Below are 21,480 nucleotides of genomic sequence, written 5' to 3'. Positions count from 1 at the left end.
GAATCAGGCGGGTAAGAACTTCTGAGCAAGCCGTGGCGCAAGCCACGGCTTGCTTCCCCATGCGAATGCCCGGCCGGTCAGCGCCGCCCACGTGGGGGAGAGCCGGCCGTAACCGATCAGCAGCGCCGCGGCGGGGTCGACGCTGACGTGGACTTCGGCGCGTCGGGGATCGTCGGGGTTGATGGTCAGCTCACCGTCGGTGAACTCGTAGAGGTAGCGCTCCGAACACCCGCGCAATCGGATGTCATAGGTGCCGTCGTGTCCCGCCGCTGCCGTCGGGTCCACCCAGCTCGGCAGCACCTGCTGTCGGCCGCGGATGATCATCAGCACCACGTCGGGCTCGACCCACCACCGCGCGCCCACCGCACGCGCGATGTCGTGCCCGTGCACCACGAACTCGCCGATGAGGATGCCCAGCGCGGCGTCGGCCCGGATGAGCCGGTCGCCGTCGAACCGCATCTTCGGTACCTGTGCATTGAAATGCGAGACGGTGTCGACCAGGATGTCGAGACCCTCTCTCAGCTGGCGTGCCAGCACCGAGACGTCACGGGTCGGCAGGTTCGCGATCTGTTTCGCGTTGAAATCCGGGACGTCGATCGCCTGTCGGCACCATTCGCCCTCGCCGCGCGCGAGCGCGAGAAACCGGGCCGGCGCTAGGGCAACGTGCCCCAGGCAGTCGACCAGCGTCCAGCCCGGCATGTCCGGCAGACGCGTCTCCGGCTCGTCGACCCCCTCGACGAGTTTCAGAAAACGTTCCCCGGTGGTCAGCGCGGCGTCGGTGTAATCAAACCTCGAGAACATCCCCGTCACGCGTGGTTCGTCCCCCCACATGAGGCGCAAGAGTACTCGTGCGCACTGCGACGTGCGACACCTCGTTCGGAATCGTGTGCAGCTACAGCAGCTATCTGGCGCGCGCACAACGTCATACGGGCTTCTCTCGCCGCGATCCCAGGTCTGGAGTCCAGCTTCAGGGTGTCTCACTCAATCGGACGAAACCGACACCGCAGAGAACGACCGGTCACCGGTTCTTCGCGGCCACGATCGCCGCACGCACCGCTTCAAGGCACTCCGCGCCGTGTGGCTCGCCGACGCCGAGGTGATAACTGCCCGGGCGGCCGTCCTGACCGGCGAACCCGGTCACCGCGAACCCGTCCGCCGACTCCGGTGTCTCGACCGACGCGACGGCGAGCGGCACCGACAGCGCCGAGATCCCGCGATTCGCCCCGGAGACGACGACCAGCAGGTGCGTCGGGTGCAGTGCGACGAGTGTCTGGTGCTCAGAGTCGGGATCGGCAGGGTTGGCGCGCCGCCCGAAAAGCTTGCCGGTCAGCGACGTGGACGGCGGATTGATGCTCCGGGTGATCCACGCGGGCAGGTCATCGGTGATGGTCAGCTGCCGCGACTCGGCATGGTCACGCAGCGCCGCCGCGAGGTCAGCCGGAAGAGCGGACAGATCGGCGCGCACGGTGGTGCGCTGGTACGCGGGCCCCATGGTCGATCAATCTATCCGAGAGCGCGTCCTCTTCGAGATCTGCGAGCAGCGAGGACACGGTCTCCGCCGAGTCGGTCTTGTTGGTGCCGATGAAGCCCGACGGTCCACGCTTGATCCAGCCGGTCACGTACGTGCCCGGTACCTGTTCGTCGCCGTCGAACACCCGGCCGGCGCGATGCGGGATGACGCCCTTTGCTTCGTCGAAGGGCAGGCCCGGTACGGGGACGCCGCGGTAACCGACCGAGGTCAGCACGAGTCCGGCCTCGAGAGTGACGCTTTCACCGGTGGGTTCGATCACGGTCGCGCCCGCGTCGTCGACGATCACCCGGTTGCGGCCCACGACGACACCGTTCGCGCGTCCGTCCTGCCCGCGCACCTCGAGCGGAGAACCGAAGAACGCCAGCCTGATCCGACGCCCCTCGGGTTCACCGGCAGCGGCGCATTCGGCCAGGATGTCGAGTTTGGCGCGGGTGGTCGCGTCGAGTTCGCCGTCCACCGGAGGCGACTCGAGATCGGCGGGATCGACCGTCACCGCGACACCGGAATCCACCAACCCGATCAGCTCGGGCAACGTGAATGCGGCGTGGACGGGTCCGCGCCGTCCCAGAACGACGACCTCGCGCACCGACGACCGCCGCAGGGCGGCCAGTGCGCCCGGCGAGATGGGCGTGTCGGCGAGTGCGGCGGGGTCGGCGACGAGGATGCGTGCGACGTCGAGTGCGACGTTGCCGTTGCCGATGACCACCACCCGGTCGGTGGACAGGTCGACGTCGAGGTCGGTGAAGTCCGGATGGCCGTTGTACCAGCCGACGAACGACGTGGCGCTGGTGACGCCGGCCTGCTCGATCCCCGGCAGGTCCAGCGTCTTGTCGGTGGGGGCGCCGACGGCCCAGATGACGCCCGAGTGACGTGCCCGGAGGTCGTCGAGCGTGATGTCGCGTCCCACCTCGGTGTCGAGCAGGATCTCCAGATTCGGGTTGCGCGCGATGTCGTCGAACAGGCGCATCACCTTGCGGGTGTGCAGGTGGTCCGGGGCGACACCGAAGCGGGCGAGACCGAACGGCCGGTCGAGGCGTTCGTACATCGTCACCGAGACCTGGGGATGGCGCAGCAGCTCGTCGGCGGCGTACATCGCCGACGGTCCGGAGCCGACGATGCCGATCGACACCCGGCGCTCGACCGCGAGCTGCCGCGGACGGTCGATCGGGGCGAGAGGGAGTCGTCGTGCGGGGTCCACGGGGAAACGCGCCGCACCGTCGACGGTGTCGCGGTATTGCAGAGCGTTGACCTCGGCGAACCGTTCCTGGCCGTCGGGCAGGCGATGGCCGGGCACGATGGCACCGACCGGGCAGGCGCTGACGCATGCCCCGCAGTCGACGCAGGTCGCCGGGTCGATGTAGAGCATCTCGGCGATGCCGAAGTCGGGTTCTTCCGGGGTGGGGTGGATGCAGTTGACGGGGCATGCGTAGACGCACGACGCGTCGCCGCAGCACGCCTGGGTGACGACGTGAGGCATGAGGGTCGGTTCGCTACCTGTGTGGAGGAGGGCGGATCAGGCCGGTGAGGGTCAGGCTGCCGTGTAGGTCGGCTCGCTGCGGAAACGCGAAGGGCGACCGCTGATTCCGAGTGCGCGCCAGAGCAGGCGCGACACCGGGTTCATCAGTCCGCTCTGGTCGGCGAGCATCCGGACGTCTCCGAAAACGTTGCGCAGGAAGCGCTTCGACTCCTCGGACCGCCAGAAGATGTCTTTCATGACCTCACGGGGGACGTCGAACTCCCGGGCGAAGGAACGCGGCGGCACCACGATTGCACCGCACAGGATGCGCATCGCCAGCGGCAGCATGAGTGACAGCAGGAAACGCTGGAAGCGGTTGCGCTGCGGGACCTGCTCGCGGATGAAGTGGTGCGCGAACGAGATGTGGCGCGCCTCTTCGGCGACGTGCAGCTGCATCACCGCGGCCATCGTCGGGTGCAGGCGGACGCGGGTCCGCAGGAAGTCCTTCTGGATGTGGTCGATCGGTTCCTCGCCGCCGAGTACGCCGAAGAAGAACACGACCGGGAAGACCGTCGACACGAGCGGGACGAGCGGCGAGATCAGCCGGTACCCGATCTTCGCGCCGGGAACGTCCATGCCCACGCGGTTCACGAACTCCTGGAACATCAGGGTGTGATTGCACTCCTCCTTGGATTCGTGCGTGGTGTACCGGAACTCGCGTGCGCCGTTGGGGAGGGAGAAGCTGTACTGCATCAGGCCACGGATGAGCACCGACTCGAACTGCAGGCCGACCTTGGCGACGTTGGCCTGACGCCACATGCCGATCTCGATCTGCTTGCTCTCCGGCAGCTGCTGGTACCAGGGGTGACGACCGATCGGGTCGACCTCGTAGGAGAGGATCCAGCGCGGGTCGTCCGCGGTGATCGCCATGTGCGGCGCATCCCAGTCGATGTCGACGTAGGGGTCGAAGTTGCGGTGCACCGAGGCCGCGGACAGGTCGTCGAGCACCTGGCCGTAGTCGTGCTCGGAGCCCGTTTTATCGGGTTCGGGAACGTAGCGCGAGGGGGCGTCGCCGGTGGTGTGCGGATTCGTCAATGCTTTGGTCATCGTCGCGTCCTTCGAGGTGGGCCGGGCCATGTGCGGATGGCCACAGCGGATGAGTCGAACGTATTTCGACGCTCCGCTATTTGTCAACACTCAATGTCACGTTCCGTGGTCCGACCCGGTCCGGTTTGCCCGCTGACCAGCTGAGACGGACGTAATTCGTTCGGCTGGTTTCACGCCGTTGCGGACCGCTTCGCACGTTAGAGTTACCGCACAATCCGTGCCACCCGACCTCATCGGAGGAAAGCGATGTCCCGTCGTGTCCCGTACGCGCCCGGTCCGCCGCCGCGCGCTCCACGGCCGGGACCCGGCGGCCTCGGGGACCTCACACCCGAACTCGTCGAGACCGATGTGTGGACCGACGCCATGGTGCAGGCGGCGGGCATCCCGGTCGTCGACGTCCCGTTCGTCACCGTGGGTTCGGGGATCGGTTCCTTCGTGACCGTCGACTATCTGCGGATCTGTGGCGTTCCGCTCGACCAGATCGCGGTCCTCGGGCCGCAGGACGTGCCGTGGCGCAGCTACGAGTACCTCACCCGGGTGTCGCAGATCCCGCGGGGCGAGCGGCTGCGGTCGGATTCGGCGTCGACACCCGACAACATCTGGGGGTTCCCGTCGTATGCGGTCCGCGAGGCGTGGGCCGACAAGAAGATCAAGCCGCTGTGGAATGTGCTGGTGGAGCCCGTCTTCGCGAACTTCTACACCCCGAGGGCGGGGCAGGCGTTCGAGTCGATGGAGAAGGAGTGCCGGCGCATCGGCTATCTGAAGTCGCTGCATCGCGGGCAGGTTCGCATGATCCGACGCCGCGCGGGCGGCGGCTACTTCACGATCCTCACACCGCCGCAAGGGAGTTCGCCGACCAAGCGGGTCGCCTTCCGCAGCCGCTGGGTGCATGTGGCGATCGGCTATCCGGGAATCAAGCTGCTGCCGGACCTGCAGGCGTTCCGCGAGACCTATCGCGACGCCAGTAAGGTCGTCAACGCCTACGAATCGCACGAACACGTCTACCAGTCGCTGCAGCGCAAACCGGGCACCGTCGTCATCCGCGGCGCCGGGATCGTCGCATCCCGTGTACTGCAACGCCTGATCGACGACCGTGATGCGCTCGGCCTCCAGACGCAGATCGTGCATCTGTTCCGCACTTACTACGACAAACCCCACGGACCGCACATCTTCATGCGGCGCAAGGGCAGAGACGGGTGGGCCTACCAGGGCTTCAACTATCCGAAGTCGGTGTGGGGTGGACAGCTCAAGGCGCGCATGCGCAAACTCGAGGGACACGAACGCGCCGAGGCCTACAAACAGATGGGTGGCACCAACACCCCGGTCCGCGACGACTGGCAGGAACAGCTCGCGCGCGGACGCCGGGAAGGGTGGTACCGGGTGGCGGTCGGCAAGGCCGAGAGCCTGGTGCCGGGACCGGGCGGCCAGGGTGTGGTGACGACCGTGCGCGTCGACCCGCACGCCCCGATCCGACAGGAACACCGGCCGGACGGCACCGTCGAGCTGTACGCCGACTACGTCATCGACTGCACCGGGCTCGAGGCCGACGTGCGCGAACACCGGTTGCTGCGAGACCTTCTCGACCACACGGGCGCAGGGATCAACCCGGTCGGCCGGATGGACGTCGAACGCGACTTCGAGCTGAAGGGCACCCGCAACGGCGACGGGAAGCTGTACGCATCGGGCAGTGCCACCCTCGGCGGGTACTTCCCGGGTGTCGACACGTTCCTCGGTCTGCAGATCGCCGCGCTCGAGATCGTCGACGATCTCGCCCGGCAGGGATTCTGCAAGCGCCTCACCCCGTGGCGGTCGACCGCCCAGTGGTGGCGGTGGATGAACAACAAGGGAGTCGACTGATGCTGCCCACCCTGTGGGGACGGATCCAGACCCGCGTGCTGGTGCTCGGCATCCTCGGCGGGTTGTGGACCATCGTCCTGGTGCCGTTCCTGTGGCTGATCTCCTCGGGTGATCCCACGATCCTCGACGTCTACCGCGTCGCCTTCACGGTGTTGTTCACGGTCATCGTGCTCGGTGTCGCCTGGGAGTTCATCTACCACTTCCTGCAGCAGTTCCGCTGGGAGAAGGACTGGCCCACCCTGTTCGGGCTGCTCACCGCGATCAACGAGGGCATCGTGGTGTGGCTGGTCATCGACGTGACCGGGCTGCTGCCCGAGGAGCTCCGGCCGTCGCCGTTCGTGTTCGCGGTCCAGTTCGTCACCACCTGGCTGCTGGTGTGGGTCGCGGTCAACGGTCCGCTACGAGTGATCTTCCCGCACTGGCGATTCCAAGGAGGACGGTTCCTGTGACCATTCCGGGCGACATCCCGAGCGTGACCCCCACGGTGACGCTGATCCCCGGTGCCGGGATCGTGATCCGCAAACCCGCATTCCTCTGTCTGATCGCGGACACGGTGCCGGCCGCGTTCATCACCGACCTCCTCGACATCGAATCAGCGGTTTCGGTACCGGATTCCGCGCCCCGGCGCGGCCGTCATCTCGTCCGCGCGCTCGCGCAACTCGTACTGACCGCCGACGAGCAGATCGACATCGCCTTCGCCGCACCCGACAACGTCGGGATCGCGATCTTCCTGTCGGGCAGGGTCTACGGGGAGACCGACGGCAAACGGATCGAGCCCGCTCCCGGCGAGACCTACGACAAGGCCGTCCCGTGGCCCTTCGAGGGGCTCGGCCTGTACCTGGAGGGGACCGTCCCGGCCGAGGTCGGCGAGGAACGATTCGACCTCGTCGACGGCGTCGTCCCCGCCTCCGGGGCTCTGCTGCACACGCCGCTGGGTTTGCGCGGCACCGAATTCCATCCGCTTCCCGCCTCGTCGCGGATCCCGGCTCCCGAGGCGGCTGCGCCGCAGCCCGAGCCCGAACCGCAGCCCGAGCCGGCACCGCAGCCCGAGCCCGAACCACAGCCCGAGCCGGAGCCTCAGCCCGAACAGGAACCGGACCAGATGGGGACGACCGAGCGGATGCGACCGGATGTCGACGAACTGTCGCCACCGGCGCATGCCGCGCCGGTGGCGGAGCCCCTGCCGTTCACCTCGACCCCGCTGGGCGGGACCCCGGTGGGGCAGCCGGGGGCCGGTGAGCCACTCCCCACGGAGCCGATGCCGGCCGCGCCCGCGGTCCAGCAGTCGCCGTTCGCCCAGCCCGACCCGTTCGCCGAACATCTCGAACCGCGGGCCCCGTTGCCGAAGGAAGAGCATCAGCGGCCCGCGACCGAGGTCGTGAAGATCGAGGCCTCGCGGGCCAAGGTGCACGGAATCCGATGCTCCCGAGGCCATCTCAACCACCCGCAGTCGTGGCTGTGCGGGGTCTGCGGCATCCGGATGGATCAGCTGACGACCTTCCTCGTCGAAGGTGAGCGCCCGCCGCTCGGCTGGCTCCTACTCGACAACGGCTTCACCTTCCTGCTCGACGAGGACCTGGTCATCGGCCGCGAACCCGGATCATCCGGCGGTGGACGGGCCGGGAGCCCGAAACCGATTCGCGTCCAGGACGAGACCGGACAGCTGTCGCGCCGCCACGTCGAGATCCGGCTGGTCGAGTGGACTGTCCAGCTCGTCGACCTCGGTTCGGCGAACGGCACGTTCGTCGCCGACCCGAGCAGCGGGAACCGGGAGGTGCGCCTGCTCCCGCATCGTCCCCATGTACTGGTTCCGGGGTCGCATGTGCGTATCGGAGGACGCCACTTCATCTTCGAGTCGCACCATGCCCGAATCTGAGACGGCCAGGACCTGACATGGACAAGCACACGGTCGCGTTCCTTCTCCTGGATGTCGCGGTCATCATCGCGGTCGCCCGCGTCGGTGGGATGATCGCCCGTGCGGTGCGCCAGCCGGCCGTCGTCGGTGAGATCGCGGCCGGAATCGCGTTGGGGCCGAGTCTGTTGGGTCTCCTGCCGGGAAACCCCGACGAGTGGTTGTTCCCCGAAGAGGTGCGTCCGCTCCTGGGTGGGCTCGCGCAGATCGGTCTCGTGCTGTTCATGTTCATCGTCGGCCTCGAACTCGACATGCGACTGACGCGAGGTCGTGAGCGTGCGGCGGCGAGCATCTCGGCGTGCTCGATCGTGCTGCCGTTCGGACTCGGTGCGGCGCTGGGACTTCTGCTGTACCCGTCGCACGACACCGTCGGCGGAGTCGAGATCGAACGGCTCGGCATGGTCCTGTTCATGGGCGTCGCGATGTCGATCACCGCCTTCCCGGTGCTCGCCCGCATCCTCGCCGACCGCGGGATGATGCGGACCGTCCCCGGGGTCTTCAGTCTGGCCGCTGCTGCGGTCGACGACATCCTCGCGTGGACCCTGCTCGCGTTCATCATCGCGATCATCGAGGGCGGTGATCCGCTGGAGGTGGCCAAGATCGTCGGGATGACCCTGGTGTACGCGGCGGTCATGTTCGGCATCGTGCGCCCACTGCTGGCCAAGCTGGTCGAGTGGCGGGACTCGGCGGGACGTCTCAGCCCGGACATCCTGGCGGTCATCCTCATCGGGGTGTTCCTGTCCTCGGCGGTCACCGACGTCATCGGCATCCACCAGATCTTCGGTGCGTTCATGTTCGGCGCGGTGATGCCGAAAGTCGGTGCCGAGCAGTTGCACCGGGAGATCCTGGAACGGCTCGAACAGGTCAGCGTGCTGCTGTTGCTGCCGATGTTCTTCGTCGTCACCGGCCTGAGCGTGGACCTCGCGGGCATCGGGCTGTCGGGGCTCTGGCAGTTGGGTCTCGTGCTGGTCGTCGCGATCGCCGGCAAGTTCCTCGGCGCCTACGCGGGTGCGCGGGCCAGCGCGATACCCACGCGGCAGAGCGCGGCGATCGCCGTACTCATGAACACCCGGGGTCTCACCGAACTCGTGATCCTCTCGGCGGGACGCGACCTCGGCGTCCTCAGCGACGACCTCTTCGCGATGCTCGTGGTGATGGCGCTGGTGACCACGGTGCTGACCGAACCGCTGCTCCGCCTGGTGTATCCGGACGTGGTGGTGGCGAACGACATCGCCGCGGCCGAGCGTCGAGCGCTGGCCGCCGCGACCGCACCGCGGGTGCTGGTGGTCCTGCGCGATCCCGGCGGCACGGTCGACGACCTGCGTGCACGGCACCGCCGGTTGCTCGATTGCACAACGGGTTACGACGTCGTGCTGGCGGGTCTGCTCACCGCGACGGACAGCCCGGCGAAGCGCCTCGAGGTCGGTGTGCCGGTGGTGCCCGACTTCGCGGCCATGGCGTCGGTCGTCGAGAAACTGAACCTGCTCGGTGCCTCGCTGACCGGCGCTGGGTCGGTGTCGGTTCTGTGCCGGTTCAGCGCCGACCCGGCCACCGACCTCGACGCGATGACCCGAAACGCCAACGCCGACGTGATCGTCATCGACGCCGCCGATCGCGAGCTCGGTGAGATGCTGCGGGCGGCGCCGGTGGCGATCGTCGACGAGAACGCCTCGGCGGGTGTGGGACCCGGCCGCAGCGTCATCACCTGCGTGGTCGCCGACAACCGCAGCGGTCGCACCGCCGCCGTGGTGGGGGCGGGTCTGGCATTGTTCGGGTCGCGATCTCTCACGATCGTCTCCGCGGGCTCCCGTCGCCGGTGGCTCGCCGACCTGAGACCCGTCGTCGACCGCGGGGTCCGGGTCTCCCTCGTCGAACCGAAGCGTCACCGCGGTGAGGACGGCGCCTTCACGGTCTCCGCCGCCGACGACGACGCCCGCGGGCGTGGCTCGGACACCCCGGTGACCGTCGTCGACAACACCGAGACGAGCGAAGAAGCCCTGGGGGACCGGATGGCCACGCTGTACGCCGAGGCTCCGGCATCCGCCGATTCCACCACGAACGCCACCGACACCACGCAAACCACCGACACCACGCAGACCACCGACGCCGGATCTGCCGCGAAAGAGAGGCACTGACATGGCCACTGTCGAGATCCCGCAACAGCTGGCGGATTTCACCGTGCTCCAGAAGCTGGGAGTCGGCGGCAACGGAACGTTCTATCTCGCCGTACCCCCCGCACGGCTGGGCCTGTCGACCGATCGCGTGGTGGTCAAGGTCTTCAGCGGTGTGTGCAGCGACGACGCCTACCGCCGCGGCGTGCGCGAACTGCGTGCGTTCGCCGCGGTCGCCTCGCCCTACCTGGCCGGTCTGTACGACGCAGTTCTCCAGGGCCAGTTCATGTATGCGATGGAATACTTCCCGCTCGGATCACTCGGCACACCCGCGCGCCCCCTGAGCCGGGACGAGCGGCTCGCCGCGGTCGCCGACGCGGCGCGAGGCGTCGACGCCCTGCACGAAGCCGGCATCGCCCACGCGAACATCACGCCGTCGAGCATCATGGTGACCGAGACCGGCGGGAAGATATCCGATCTCGGGCTCGCCCGGGTTCTCGCGGCGGACGAACCGATCACCAGCTTCGCTCAGCCGGGTGCGGTGCAGTACATGGACCCGGCGCTCCTGGCGGGCGATGTGCCGTCCCGCGCGACGGACATCTGGTCACTCGGCGCCTGTCTGCATCGAGCGCTCACCGACGAGGGGGTGTACGGCCAGGTGCCCGACACCCAGCCGTTGCTGGCGATCCGAGCTGCACTGTCGACGCCACCCGCACTGTCGGAGAACCTGAATCGGGACGAGCGCACGCTGATCGCCAATTGTCTTGCCCTGGCCGGAAGCCGGCCGTCGACCGCGCTGCAGGTCGCCGAGCGGGTCGACGCGCTCCGGGGTCGGTGAGGCGGACTGTCGCTCAGCCGAGTGGTGCGGTGCGCCACCAGGCGTCGAGGATCTGACGTCCCGAATGACCGGGCCATGTGGTGATCACCGTGTACGGCTCACGCGCCGGCGCGACGAAATTGGTGACGACCCAGCCGTCGGCGAGACTGTCCCGGCTCGACGACGCGGGACCGTCCCGCCACTGGATCTCGTCACCCGGAAACCCCTCGAGCGGTGCGGTGACGGTGTCCCGTGCGATGGGTGTGGCCGTGTGCCAGACGACGTAGGTCACCTGCTCGGCGTCGGAGCACGTGATGGCGTCGAGGCCGTCGCGGAACACGGCCTCGCAGGCCGCATCCCGCCAGCCCTGCTGGTCGGGAGAATCGGGCAGCAGTCGCGGAAAGGCGTCGGCGATCGGCGCGACCGCCGGCGGCCACGGTGGTGGCGCGTTGCGGGCGCCGAGGACGATCACCGTGCCCACGCAGATCGCGACCACCACGAGCGCCACCACCAGTGGCGTGAGTGTCGGGCGTCGCGGTGGCGTGTCGGGTCTGTTCTGACGTGTCGGATGGTGGCCGGCGACGAGTTCGGTCGGCCGATCGGGATTCCACGCCGGCTGGAAGGCCCGCGGCGGTGAGCTGATCACCTCGGTCGGTGGCTCCCCGTCCGTGTGAGTCAGGTGGAGGGCGAGGTCGGCGGCCCGGACGAACTCCGCGCAGGTCCGATAGCGGTGATCGGGCTGCGGATCGAGAGCGCGGGCGAGCGCCGAGTGGAAAGCGGGGGATACCGCTCCCGTAATACGGTGTCTGGCAACCGAAGTGGTGCCGGTGAGCAGCTCGACGAGAATTCGGCCGACTGCGGCGACATCGGTTTCCGGGTGCGGGGTGTCCTCATCGTGGGCGGGTGGCGTCAGGCCGAAACCGCGCAGGGTGACGGCACCGGGGCCGGCGATGTCGGAGGCGGTGATCTCCGACGAAGCCGAATCCGGGCGGGCCGAGATCAGGATGTCGGCGGTCGTGAGGCCGCCGTGGACCAGCCCGCGGCGATGTGCGGCGTCGAGGGCGTCTCCGACGGCACCGATGATGCGCACCGCCAGGTCGATGTCGATGCCGTCGGGATGGCGTCGGATCAGTTCGGCGGCGTCGGTGGCGGGTATCGGCGCCGTGGCGACCCACAGCCGGCCGTCGGTCAGTCCGTGGCCGGCGATTCGGGCGATCGCGGGATGTCTGGCGCCGGAAGCCAATTCATTGGAACGTGCGAACCAGTCACGAAAATGTGGATCTGCCGAACGCGCCGGGTCGACCACGGTGAGGACTACGGGTTCGGGTCCGGGTGGGCCGGAGGAAGGGGGACCCGACTGCACCGGGACCGCGCGACAGGTCGTGCTCACCGCGGATTCGTGGAGCACCCGTTCGATGCGGTGACCGGCGACCACCGAGCCGGGAACAACCGAGCCTCGCGCGGGCGAATCGCCGTGACTGGCATCGAAGGACACGCTTGGCTCCCGGTGGTCTGAGAGCTCGAATTGTACCGGCCGGGGCCGGCGCTATTCGGTGTTCGACTCGAACAGCACGGGTGCCGAATTGAACAGCATCACGATGAAGAACACCAGCAGGAACCAGGACCCGCCCTGCCACAGTTGCCATCGGCCACCGGCTTTCCAGACCCGGTACGTCCGCACCAGCATGGCGATCGCACCGATCAGGACCACGACCGGCGCGACGACGAAGAGTGCGTTCTGGAGAGACTGCGACGAGGCGTGTGCGACGATGAGGAGACCGAGACCGAACGCGACGGTGATGGCGATGTGGATCACGATCGCGCGAAAGTCGTTGTTGCCGTTCTTCGGTGTCGGGGAGTTCGGCGTCGGGGAGGTCATGATGACTCCCACGCTACACGCCGCTCGATACCCGGTGAGAAGGACTTAGTGCTCATTGCTGCCCGCGGTCCGCGGGAGCAGGATGAAGTGAGGACCGGCCCCCGGCCGGAGTTTGACGACCGGCCCCGGCCGGGGTCGTGACCAGAGGAGATGAGCGAGGGACATGAACGCGATACTCGTCGGTGTGGACGGTTCCGAGGCGGCCGAAGGCGCGGTGCGGTGGGCGGCGAAGGCCGCGGCGGCGGAGCGGCTCGATCTCAAGATCGTCGGTGCCTATGACGCGAGCACCAGCGACTACGCTCCCGGACTGATCATTCCGCAGGACGTCATCGACGCCATCCGTCAAGACGCGTCGGACGCAGTGCATGCCGCCGCCGCCGTCGCCAAAGAGGTTGCGCCGAACGTCAGCGTCGCGACCTCGATCGTCGACGGTGACGCTGCCCGCGTGCTGCTCGAGTTGGGCAAGGACGCTGCGATGATCGTGGTCGGCACGCGCCGGCTCGGCAGCGTGAAGGGACTGTTCCTCGGTTCGGTGAGCATCAGCGTCGCGGCCCACGCCCACGGCCGGGTGGCCATCGTCGCCGCCGGGGGATCGGACACCGGGCCGGTCGTGGTCGGTGTGGACGGATCGCCGATCAGCGATGTCGCGGTCGCCGAGGCGTTCCGGCAGGCGTCGCTGCGCAACGCGCCGCTGGTGGCCGTCCACACCTGGACGCCGCTGGACGCCGACGCCCTGCACGGCTACGGGATCGGGCCCGAGGAGGTCCAGCGGATGACCCAGGACGCGGTCGAGGTGCTCGCGGAGCGACTGGCCGGATACGCCCAGGACTACCCGGACGTCCGCGTGGAGCGGCACGTGCTGCCGGAGGAGCCGGCGAAGGCGCTGCTGGACGCGGCCGGTACCGACGCCCAGCTCATCGTCGTCGGCAGCCGGGGACGCGGCGGATTCCGCGGACTGATGCTCGGCTCGACCAGCCAGAAGGTGATGCACCAGGCCGAGTGCCCCGTGCTGGTGGTGCGCGGCTGACCAGGTGAGCTGCCTACTATCGACCCATGACGCTGAAGAGACTCGAGCTCTCGGTCGGGGAGCTCGCGCAGCGCGCGGGTATCGCGCCGTCGGCGGTCCGGTTCTATGAGGAACAGGGACTGATCTTCAGCCGGCGGACGGCCGGCAATCAGCGGCGCTACCACCGGGCGATGCTGCGGCGGGTGGCGTTCATCCGTGCCTCACAGGTCGCCGGCATCCCGTTGTCGGTGATCGGGGAGGTGCTCGCCGAACTCGGTGACCACGAGTCCCCGTCGAAGTCGATGTGGGAGGCGGCGTCGAAACGCTGGATGGACGACATCAACCATCGCATCTCCCTGCTGGAGAACATGCGCGACATGATCGGCTCCTGCGTCGGGTGCGGATGCTTGTCACTCGGGGAATGTCACCTGCTCAACCCGGGAGACGAACTGAACAAACTCGGTCCGGGACCGCGTCGTCTCATGACCGAGTGAACGGGAGTCGAGAAACCGTCGGCGGTAGGGTTGCGGCATGGCTCGACCGTCGCGCGTGGCGCTTGCTCTGGGAAGTGGCGGCGCTCGCGGATACGCGCACATCGGGGTGATCGCCGAACTCGAGGCACGTGGCTTCGAGATCGTCACGGTCGCCGGATCGTCCATGGGCGCGCTGGTCGGGGGCCTGTACTGTGCGGGCAAACTCGACGACTACGTCGACTGGATCTCGGGACTGTCGCAGCTCGACGTGGTACGGCTGCTCGACGTCTCACTCACCAAACCCGGCGTCATCGGAGCCGAACGCATTCTCACCCGTGTGCGGGAGATCCTCGGCGACACCGTGATCGAGGATCTGCCGATCCCGTTCACCGCCATCGCGACCGACCTGTTCGCGGGTCGCGCCGTGTGGTTCCAGCGCGGCAATCTCGCCGACGCCCTGCGTGCATCGATCGCGATCCCCGGCGTGATCAGCCCGCATGAGCACAAGGGACGGCTCCTCGCCGACGGCGGCATCCTCGACCCGGTGCCCGTCGCACCGACCTCGGGCGTCCCCAGCGATGTGACGATCGGCGTGATCATCGGCTCCGACGGCGGGCCCGAGACGGGTGCCAGCCGGCAGTCCAAAACGAAAGGCCTGCTCCGACGCAACGTCGCGCCGATCCTCGACAACGAGTTCGTGCGCTCGGTCCGTGACCGCTTCGGTTCGGAGGCCGGTGACGTGGCGGGGACCGAGGGGGCCGACGAGATCGCCCCCGCTGCCACCTCCGACGAGGAGGGAGCTGTCGTGGTCGACACCGGCGCACTGTCACCGGACGCCGCCGGCGAGCCCGGCCGGATGGGTCGCGTCGAGGTGCTCAGCCGGTCGCTCGACATCATGCAGGAGGCGTTGACCCGCTATCAGGTGGCCGGTTATCCGCCCGACGTCCTGATCCGGGTGCCCCGTCGTGCGGTGCGGACCCTGGACTTCCACAAGGCCGCCGAGATGATCGACATCGGCCGTGAACTCACCGCCAAGGCCCTCGACGACCTGCCCGAGATGCCATGAGGCAGATCCCTCGCGGCATCTGGGTGCTGCTGTCGGCCAACGTCGTCATCGCACTCGGCTACGGGTTCATCGCGCCCGCCCTCCCGAGTTTCGCTCGCGCCTTCAACGTCTCGTTCACCGCGGCCACCGCGGTGGTGTCGGCCTTCGCCGTCATGCGGCTGCTGTTCGCGCCGACGGGCGGACGACTCGTGTCGGTGTTCGGCGAACGGCGCATCTATCTGACCGGACTCCTCATCGTCGCCGCGAGCACACTGGCTTGTGCCTTCGCGCAGACATATTGGCAGTTGCTGGTGTTCCGCGGCCTGGGCGGCATCGGATCGACGATGTTCAGCATCTCCGCGATGGCCCTGCTGATCCGGATGGCGCCCAGCGACATTCGCGGGCGGGTGTCGGGCTTCTTCTCCGCGGGTTTCCTGATCGGCAGCATCACCGGACCGCTGATCGGCGCGGCCCTGGTGGGTTTCGGCCTGCGCGTGCCGTTCGTCGTGTACGCGGTCGCGCTTCTGGTCGCGTCCGCGGTCGTGGCCACCCAGCTGCGCGAGGTGATCGCCCCCGACCAGGCCGAGGGCCCGACGGCCGGACTCATCGGCTTCCGGACGGCCTTGCGCGACAGTGCCTACCGGGCCATCCTCGCGTCGAACTTCACGCAGGGCTGGGCGTCGATGGGTGTGCGGGTCGCGGTGGTTCCGTTGTTCATCACCGAGGGGCTCGGTGCAGGCGCCGGTATGGCCGGGATCGTGCTGGCGATCTATGCCGCGGGCAACGTCCTCGCGATCCTCATCGCCGGTCGCCTGTCCGATCGGTTCGGCCGTCGGCCGATCATGCTGCCGGGTCTGACGATCACCGTCGTCGCCACCATCGCACTGGGATTCTCGCCCAACGTCCCCATCGCGCTCGCACTGTCGGTGCTCGCCGGTGTCGGTTCCGGTCTGTTCGCGCCGACTCATCAGGCGGCCCTCGCCGACGTCCTCGGCAATCGTCAGCAGGGCGGATCGGCGCTCGCGGCGTACGGCATGTCCTCGGACCTCGGTGCGGTGACCGGGCCGGTCATCGTCGGATTCGTGGCGGATCGGGTCGGCTTCGGCCCCGCGTTCGTGCTGACCGGTGTGGTCGCGGCGATCGCCCTGGTCGCGTGGCTGTTCGCCCGGGAGACCGCGCCTGCGGTCGTCGGTCAGGGTCCGGCGTTACGGTTGAGCGATGACGCGTGAGGGGCAGCAGGACACCGCGGGCGAGTGGGATTACGCTCTGGGGGCGAACTCGGAGGTCGGCACCCTGCGCGCGGTGATGCTGCACCGCCCCGGTGACGAACTGCGGCGCCTCACCCCGCGCAACAGCGATCAACTCTTGTTCGACGGCCTGCCCTGGGTCGACCGTGCGCAGGAGGAACACGACGCCTTCGCCGAGGTGCTGCGCGATCGCGGTGTCGACGTCTACCTGCTCGGCGACCTGCTGACCGAGACGATCGCACACAGCGGGGCCGCCCGCATCCAGGGAATCGCGGCCGCGGTCAGTGCGCGACGTCTGGGATCTCATCTCGCCGAGGATCTCGCGAGGCACCTGCGGGGACTCGCGCCCGCGGAACTGGCCGACGTGCTGATGGCCGGAATGACGTTCGACGAACTGCCGATCACGCCGTCGGCGGAACGGTCGTCGCTGGTCCGCCGGATGCATCACGGCCCCGAGTTCGCCATCGAGCCGCTGCCGAACCTGCTGTTCACCCGCGACAGTTCGTTCTGGATCGGGTCGCGCTTCGCGATCACCTCCCTCGCGCTGCCCGCGCGAGCGCGAGAGACGTCTCTGACCGATCTGATCTACGCCCATCACCCCCGTTTCACCGGTGCCCGACGCGCCTACGAGTCGCAGGTCGCGCCGGTCGAGGGCGGCGACGTGTTGCTCCTCGCGCCGGGTGTCGTCGCCGTCGGGGTCGGCGAGCGCACCACGCCGGCCGGGGCGGAAGCGCTGGCGCGCAGCCTCTTCGACGACCATCTCGCCCACACCGTGCTCGCCGTGCCCATCCAGCAGGCGCGGGCGTTCATGCATCTCGACACCGTCTGCACCATGGTCGACACCGATGCGGTGGTGATGTACCCCAACATCCGCGACCACATGTCGGCGTTCACCCTGTCCCACGACGCGGCCACCGACGCCGTTCACGTGACGGGGGAACGGCCTTTCGTCGAGGCGGCGGCCGAGGCCATGGGGATCGGCAAACTCCGCGTCATCGACACCGGTCTCGACCCGGTGACCGCCGAGCGCGAGCAGTGGGATGACGGCAACAACACGCTCGCGTTGTCCCCGGGAGTCGTCGTGTCCTACAACCGGAACGTGGAAACCAATCGCCGCCTGCGTGATTCGGGGATCGAGGTGATCGAGATCGAAGGCCGCGAACTCGGCTCGGGTCGCGGTGGGCCCCGGTGCATGTCGTGCCCGTTGGCGCGTGATCTGTTGTGAGGGGACGACAATGACCACATCGCTGCTGGCCCATCTGACCGTCGACCCGGCATCGGACCGGCCACCGTTCGAGCAGGTGCGGCTGCGTATCGTCGAGCTGATCGCCGACGGCACGCTGCTCACCGGTGAGCGCCTGCCGACCGTCCGGGCCCTCGCCGCGCACCTGGACCTCGCCCCCAACACCGTGGCCAAGACATATCGCGAACTCGAGGCGGCCGGCGTGATCGAGACGCGCGGACGCTCGGGTTCCTTCGTCAAGGCGGGGCGCCACGACGCGCAGGACGCCGGTTTCGCGGCCGCGTCGACGTACGTCGGGACCGCCCGTGAGCTGGGACTCGACGACGACACGATCGTCTCGATGGTCCAGCGGGCGTTGCGCGCGACTTGAACAGACGCGCCGACGTTGCTTTGGTGGGGTAATGACAAGTGAACAGACAGCGACGACTCGTCGCGCGCGAGATGGCCAGCGCCGGCGTGATCGGGGGAGTCGGCCCGGGAGCCCACGGATCGATCCGGTGGTCTTCTCGATCACGGCTGCACTCGTCATCGCGTTCGTCGTGTGGGGCATCGGGGACAAGGACAGTCTGAACTCGACCACCGGTGAGATCCTGAGCTGGATCACCACCAACCTCGGCTGGCTGTTCATCCTCTCCGCAACCGGATTCGTGATCTTCGCGGTGTATCTGGCGGTTTCCAAGTACGGACGAATCCCGTTGGGGCTCACCGGGGAGAAACCTCAGTTCCGTACCATCAGCTGGATCGCGATGATGTTCAGCGCCGGAATGGGAATCGGCCTGATGTTCTTCGGTGCCTACGAACCGCTGTACCACTTCGCAAGTCCGCCACCGGAGATCGATGCCGGCGATGTCCGGACGGCAATGGCGACGACCATGTTCCACTGGGGCTTCCATCCGTGGGCGATGTACGCCGTCGTCGGACTCGCCCTCGCCTACAGCACCTTCCGGCTCGGCCGGACGCAGCTGATGAGCGCGGTGTTCACGCGTCTCCTCGGCCCACGCGTCTCGCACGGTCCCGCGGGCAAGCTCATCGACATCCTGGCCATCTTCGCGACCCTGTTCGGCACCGTCGCCTCATTGGGCTTGGGCGCCTTGCAGATCGGTTCCGGTCTGGACAAGGTCGGCTGGGTCAACGAACCGACCAAGCTCCTGCTGGTCGCGGTCATCGCGATCCTCACCGCAGCGTTCGTGGCCTCCGCGGTGTCGGGTATCGCGCGCGGCATCCAGTGGCTGTCGAACATCAACATGGTGCTCGCCGTGGTGCTCGCGGCCTTCGTGTTCGTCGTCGGACCCACGATCTTCATCCTCAATCTGCTGCCGACGACCCTGGGCGCCTACGCCACCGACCTCACCACCTTCGCGGGCCGTTCGGACGCCACGGTGACCTCCGACGCGGGCCGGCAGTGGCTGGCCGACTGGACCATCTTCTACTGGGCATGGTGGGTGTCGTGGACGCCGTTCGTCGGCATGTTCCTGGCCAAGATCAGCCGGGGCCGGACGATCCGTGAGTTCGTGATCGGCGTCACGGTGGTGCCCACGACCGTGTCGCTGGTCTGGTTCTGCGTGTTCGGCGGCACCGCGATCCGGCAGCAGACCGACGGTGTCCTCGACTTCGACCCGGCCACGGCGGCGAGCGAGGACACCCTCTTCGACGTACTGGCTCACCTGCCGTGGACCGGTGTCGCCTCGGCACTGGTGATGGTGCTCGTCGGGATCTTCTTCGTCTCCGGAGCCGACTCGGCCTCGCTCGTGATGGGCACCCTGTCCCAGCGTGGCGTCGAACATCCCTCGCGCGCGCTGACGGTGTTCTGGGGCGTGCTCACCGGTGTCGTGGCGGCGTTGCTCCTCGCGATCAGCGGTGACGACGCACTCGACGGCATCAAGACGATGGCCATCATCGCCGCCTTGCCGTTCGTCGTGGTGATGATCGGCATGTGCCTGTCGCTCTACCTCGACCTCCGGCGCGACCCGCTGATCGTGTCTCGTCACGTCTTGTCGGCTCAGGTCGATCAGCACGTCCACGAACAGGCCGTGGCGATCGCCACCGGTGAACTCGAGTCGATCGACGCCGACGCCGTCAAGCACCTGGAGAAGATCGATCCGGGCTACGTCGAGCAGGTCGGTACGGGTGTCGCCCACCCGCTGGGCGAGGCGCACCACGCCGACACCGAGCAGGGCGTCGAGCCCCAGAAGTAGTCGCGCTCAGCCCCAGCTCGGCAGCCAGATCTGCTGCCGCCAGAGTCCCGGCGAGATCGGGGAGGCGGTGAGGATCGGCCACAGCCACACGAAGTTGGTGACCACGAGTGCCACGTAGACGGCGACCACGATGATCGACAGCACCCGGCGCTCGGGTCGGGCGCGGGCCGTGGTCGCCGTCGAGCGCAACAGATCGCCGCAACACAAGGCGAGGCCCATGACGAGGAACGGGGCCAGGGCGGTCGCGTAGAAGAAGTACATCTGGCGGTCGAGGGACAGGAACCACGGCAGGATGCCCGCACCGTAGCCGACGAGCACCGCCGCGTAGCGCCAGTCGCGGCGGACGACCCACGACCACAGACCCCACAGCAACATGGGCAGTGCGAGCCACCACAGGGCGGGCGGTCCGATCAGCATCTGGGCGCGGACGCACTCGCCCCCGCCGCACTGATCGGGGCCGTTCTCGAGTGCGTAGAGCATGGGGCGCAGGCTCATCGGCCAGGTCCACGGCTTTGATTCCCATGGATGGTGATTGCCCGCGGAGTTGGTCAGTCCCGCATGGAACTGGAGAATCCCGGCCTCGTAGTACCAGAGCGACCGCCACGCCCCCGGCACCCAGGCGAAGGTGCCGCCGGTGCCGATCGCATTGCCCTCGGAATAGCGGTAGACCGCGGTCTCGCTGTTGAACCACGGGATGTAGGTCAGGAAGTAGATGACGACCGGCATCACCGCGAGGCTCGCGCCGGCGGGCACGACGTCACGGACGATCGTGCCGACCCACGGTCGCCGCACGTGGTACGCGCGCCGCGCCGCGACGTCGAAGCCGATCGCGAGGACGGTGAAGAAGATGACGTAGTAGACGCCCGACCACTTGGTTCCGCAGCTGAGTCCGAGCATCACCCCGGCGGTGAAGCGGTACCAGCGGAATCCGAGCCGTGGACCGAACCGGCTGTCGTCCATCCGGCCCTCGAGGTAGACGCGGTACATCCGCTCGCGGACCTGGTCGCGGTCGGCGAGGAGCGCGGCGAAGGCGGCGACGATGAACAGGGTCTGGAAGATGTCGAGCATCCCCATCCGGGACTGCACGAACAGCACCCCGTCACAGATCGCGAACACGCCGGCGACGGCACCGACCAGAGTCGACCGCGTGAGCCGGCGCACCGCGCAGTAGACGAGGACGACGATGAGGACACCGGAGATCGCCGGCGCGACCCGCCAGCCGAGCGGACCGTACCCGAAGGCGGCCTCGGAGGCGGCGAGCATCCACTTGCCGACCGGAGGATGCACCACGAGCCCGTATGCCGGATTGTCCTCGATCGAGTTGCCGCCGGTGAGGACCTGCCATCCCTGCGGCACGTAGTGCTTCTCGTCGAAGACCGGCGTGCCCTTGTCGGTGGGGTGACTCAGGTTCCAGAAGCGGGTGAGGGCGGCGATGAGAGCGATGACGACACCCACCACCAGGCCGCGACCACGGTCCGGGGCACCGAACAGCGCCGCCGGGACCTCCGGTCCCAGACGACGAGGCGGGACCGCCGCGGGGACCGGGACACCGACGGGCACGGCGGTGTCACGCGCGGCGGTCATGGTCACCCGCTCGATCC

At 68.2% G+C, this 21,480-nt stretch carries 19 protein-coding genes; 12 read left to right on the top strand and 7 right to left on the bottom strand.

Translation table 11 applies throughout. From position 1 onward, the window contains the following. Positions 1–3: 3 nt before the first annotated feature. The 4 genes from GOAMI_RS13565 to GOAMI_RS13550 form a co-directional block, all read right to left on the bottom strand. Entirely contained in the window at positions 4–810 is an 807-nt protein-coding gene (locus GOAMI_RS13565; RefSeq protein WP_024497883.1) for a maleylpyruvate isomerase family mycothiol-dependent enzyme, read from the bottom strand. A 208-nt stretch (positions 811–1,018) separates the two neighbouring features. Further along, positions 1,019–1,492 (bottom strand): hypothetical protein, encoded by a 474-nt coding sequence (locus GOAMI_RS13560; RefSeq protein ID WP_006437110.1) that lies wholly within the window; start codon positions 1,490–1,492, stop codon positions 1,019–1,021. Continuing rightward, positions 1,434–3,008, bottom strand: a complete 1,575-nt coding sequence (locus GOAMI_RS13555; protein WP_006437109.1) for a 4Fe-4S binding protein — start codon at positions 3,006–3,008, stop codon at positions 1,434–1,436. Before GOAMI_RS13555 ends, GOAMI_RS13560 begins: the two co-directional genes overlap by 59 nt. 51 nt (positions 3,009–3,059) lie before the next feature. After that, entirely contained in the window at positions 3,060–4,094 is a 1,035-nt protein-coding gene (locus GOAMI_RS13550; protein WP_006437108.1) for an AurF N-oxygenase family protein, read from the bottom strand. A 246-nt stretch (positions 4,095–4,340) separates the two neighbouring features. On the opposite strand from GOAMI_RS13550, the gene GOAMI_RS13545 reads away from it, so the two are divergent. Genes GOAMI_RS13545 through GOAMI_RS13525 form a run of 5 tightly spaced genes read left to right on the top strand, consistent with a single transcriptional unit; the run spans position 4,341 to position 10,812 of the window. Then, positions 4,341–5,951 carry an FAD/NAD(P)-binding protein gene (locus GOAMI_RS13545; protein WP_006437107.1) on the top strand — a complete coding sequence of 537 codons (1,611 nt, stop codon included), beginning with the start codon at positions 4,341–4,343 and terminating at the stop codon, positions 5,949–5,951. Continuing rightward, positions 5,951–6,400 (top strand): hypothetical protein, encoded by a 450-nt coding sequence (locus GOAMI_RS13540; RefSeq protein ID WP_006437106.1) that lies wholly within the window; start codon positions 5,951–5,953, stop codon positions 6,398–6,400. The genes GOAMI_RS13545 and GOAMI_RS13540 overlap by 1 nt, the downstream gene beginning before the upstream one ends. Beyond that, positions 6,397–7,827: an FHA domain-containing protein gene (locus GOAMI_RS13535; protein WP_006437105.1), complete on the top strand. Its 1,431-nt coding sequence runs from the start codon at positions 6,397–6,399 to the stop codon at positions 7,825–7,827. The genes GOAMI_RS13540 and GOAMI_RS13535 overlap by 4 nt, the downstream gene beginning before the upstream one ends. A 17-nt stretch (positions 7,828–7,844) precedes the next feature. Continuing rightward, the gene (locus tag GOAMI_RS13530) at positions 7,845–9,998 is read left to right on the top strand and encodes a cation:proton antiporter (protein WP_006437104.1); all 2,154 of its coding nucleotides are present in this window, start codon (positions 7,845–7,847) and stop codon (positions 9,996–9,998) included. A 1-nt stretch (position 9,999) separates the two neighbouring features. Further along, complete coding sequence (locus GOAMI_RS13525) at positions 10,000–10,812, top strand: protein kinase domain-containing protein (protein WP_006437103.1); 813 nt, start codon at positions 10,000–10,002, stop codon at positions 10,810–10,812. Positions 10,813–10,825: 13 nt separating this feature from the next. Here the strand turns inward: GOAMI_RS13525 and GOAMI_RS13520 are convergent, their stop codons facing one another. Continuing rightward, positions 10,826–12,286, bottom strand: a complete 1,461-nt coding sequence (locus GOAMI_RS13520; RefSeq protein ID WP_006437102.1) for a serine/threonine-protein kinase — start codon at positions 12,284–12,286, stop codon at positions 10,826–10,828. A 51-nt stretch (positions 12,287–12,337) separates the two neighbouring features. After that, a complete protein-coding gene (locus GOAMI_RS13515) occupies positions 12,338–12,670 on the bottom strand; it encodes a hypothetical protein (protein ID WP_006437101.1) in 333 nt (110 codons plus the stop codon). Between the two features lie 163 nt (positions 12,671–12,833). Here GOAMI_RS13515 and GOAMI_RS13510 point away from each other — a divergent pair, with 163 nt between their 5' ends. Genes GOAMI_RS13510 through GOAMI_RS13480 form a run of 7 tightly spaced genes read left to right on the top strand, consistent with a single transcriptional unit; the run spans position 12,834 to position 19,879 of the window. After that, positions 12,834–13,697 (top strand): universal stress protein, encoded by an 864-nt coding sequence (locus tag GOAMI_RS13510; RefSeq protein ID WP_006437100.1) that lies wholly within the window; start codon positions 12,834–12,836, stop codon positions 13,695–13,697. A gap of 26 nt (positions 13,698–13,723) precedes the next feature. After that, positions 13,724–14,170 carry a redox-sensitive transcriptional activator SoxR gene (soxR, locus tag GOAMI_RS13505; RefSeq protein ID WP_006437099.1) on the top strand — a complete coding sequence of 149 codons (447 nt, stop codon included), beginning with the start codon at positions 13,724–13,726 and terminating at the stop codon, positions 14,168–14,170. Between the two features lie 37 nt (positions 14,171–14,207). Further along, positions 14,208–15,215 (top strand): patatin-like phospholipase family protein, encoded by a 1,008-nt coding sequence (locus GOAMI_RS13500; protein ID WP_006437098.1) that lies wholly within the window; start codon positions 14,208–14,210, stop codon positions 15,213–15,215. Beyond that, a complete protein-coding gene (locus GOAMI_RS13495) occupies positions 15,212–16,423 on the top strand; it encodes an MFS transporter (RefSeq protein ID WP_006437097.1) in 1,212 nt (403 codons plus the stop codon). Before GOAMI_RS13500 ends, GOAMI_RS13495 begins: the two co-directional genes overlap by 4 nt. After that, a complete protein-coding gene (arcA, locus tag GOAMI_RS13490) occupies positions 16,413–17,666 on the top strand; it encodes an arginine deiminase (RefSeq protein WP_006437096.1) in 1,254 nt (417 codons plus the stop codon). The genes GOAMI_RS13495 and arcA overlap by 11 nt, the downstream gene beginning before the upstream one ends. Positions 17,667–17,676: 10 nt before the next feature. After that, positions 17,677–18,054, top strand: coding sequence for a GntR family transcriptional regulator (locus GOAMI_RS13485; RefSeq protein WP_006437095.1), 378 nt, complete (start codon positions 17,677–17,679; stop codon positions 18,052–18,054). 31 nt (positions 18,055–18,085) lie between these two features. Beyond that, positions 18,086–19,879 carry a BCCT family transporter gene (locus GOAMI_RS13480; protein WP_006437094.1) on the top strand — a complete coding sequence of 598 codons (1,794 nt, stop codon included), beginning with the start codon at positions 18,086–18,088 and terminating at the stop codon, positions 19,877–19,879. A 6-nt stretch (positions 19,880–19,885) separates the two neighbouring features. On the opposite strand, the gene GOAMI_RS13475 is transcribed toward GOAMI_RS13480, so the two are convergent. After that, positions 19,886–21,469, bottom strand: coding sequence for a dolichyl-phosphate-mannose--protein mannosyltransferase (locus GOAMI_RS13475; protein WP_006437093.1), 1,584 nt, complete (start codon positions 21,467–21,469; stop codon positions 19,886–19,888). Positions 21,470–21,480 lie beyond the last annotated feature (11 nt).

The sequence above is a fragment of the Gordonia amicalis NBRC 100051 = JCM 11271 genome (genome assembly GCF_000332995.1).
In the GTDB taxonomy this organism is placed as follows: Bacteria; Actinomycetota; Actinomycetes; order Mycobacteriales; family Mycobacteriaceae; genus Gordonia; species Gordonia amicalis.
The sequence above is the reverse complement of the archived record's forward strand: the minus strand, read 5'-3'. Positions and strand labels throughout refer to the sequence as shown.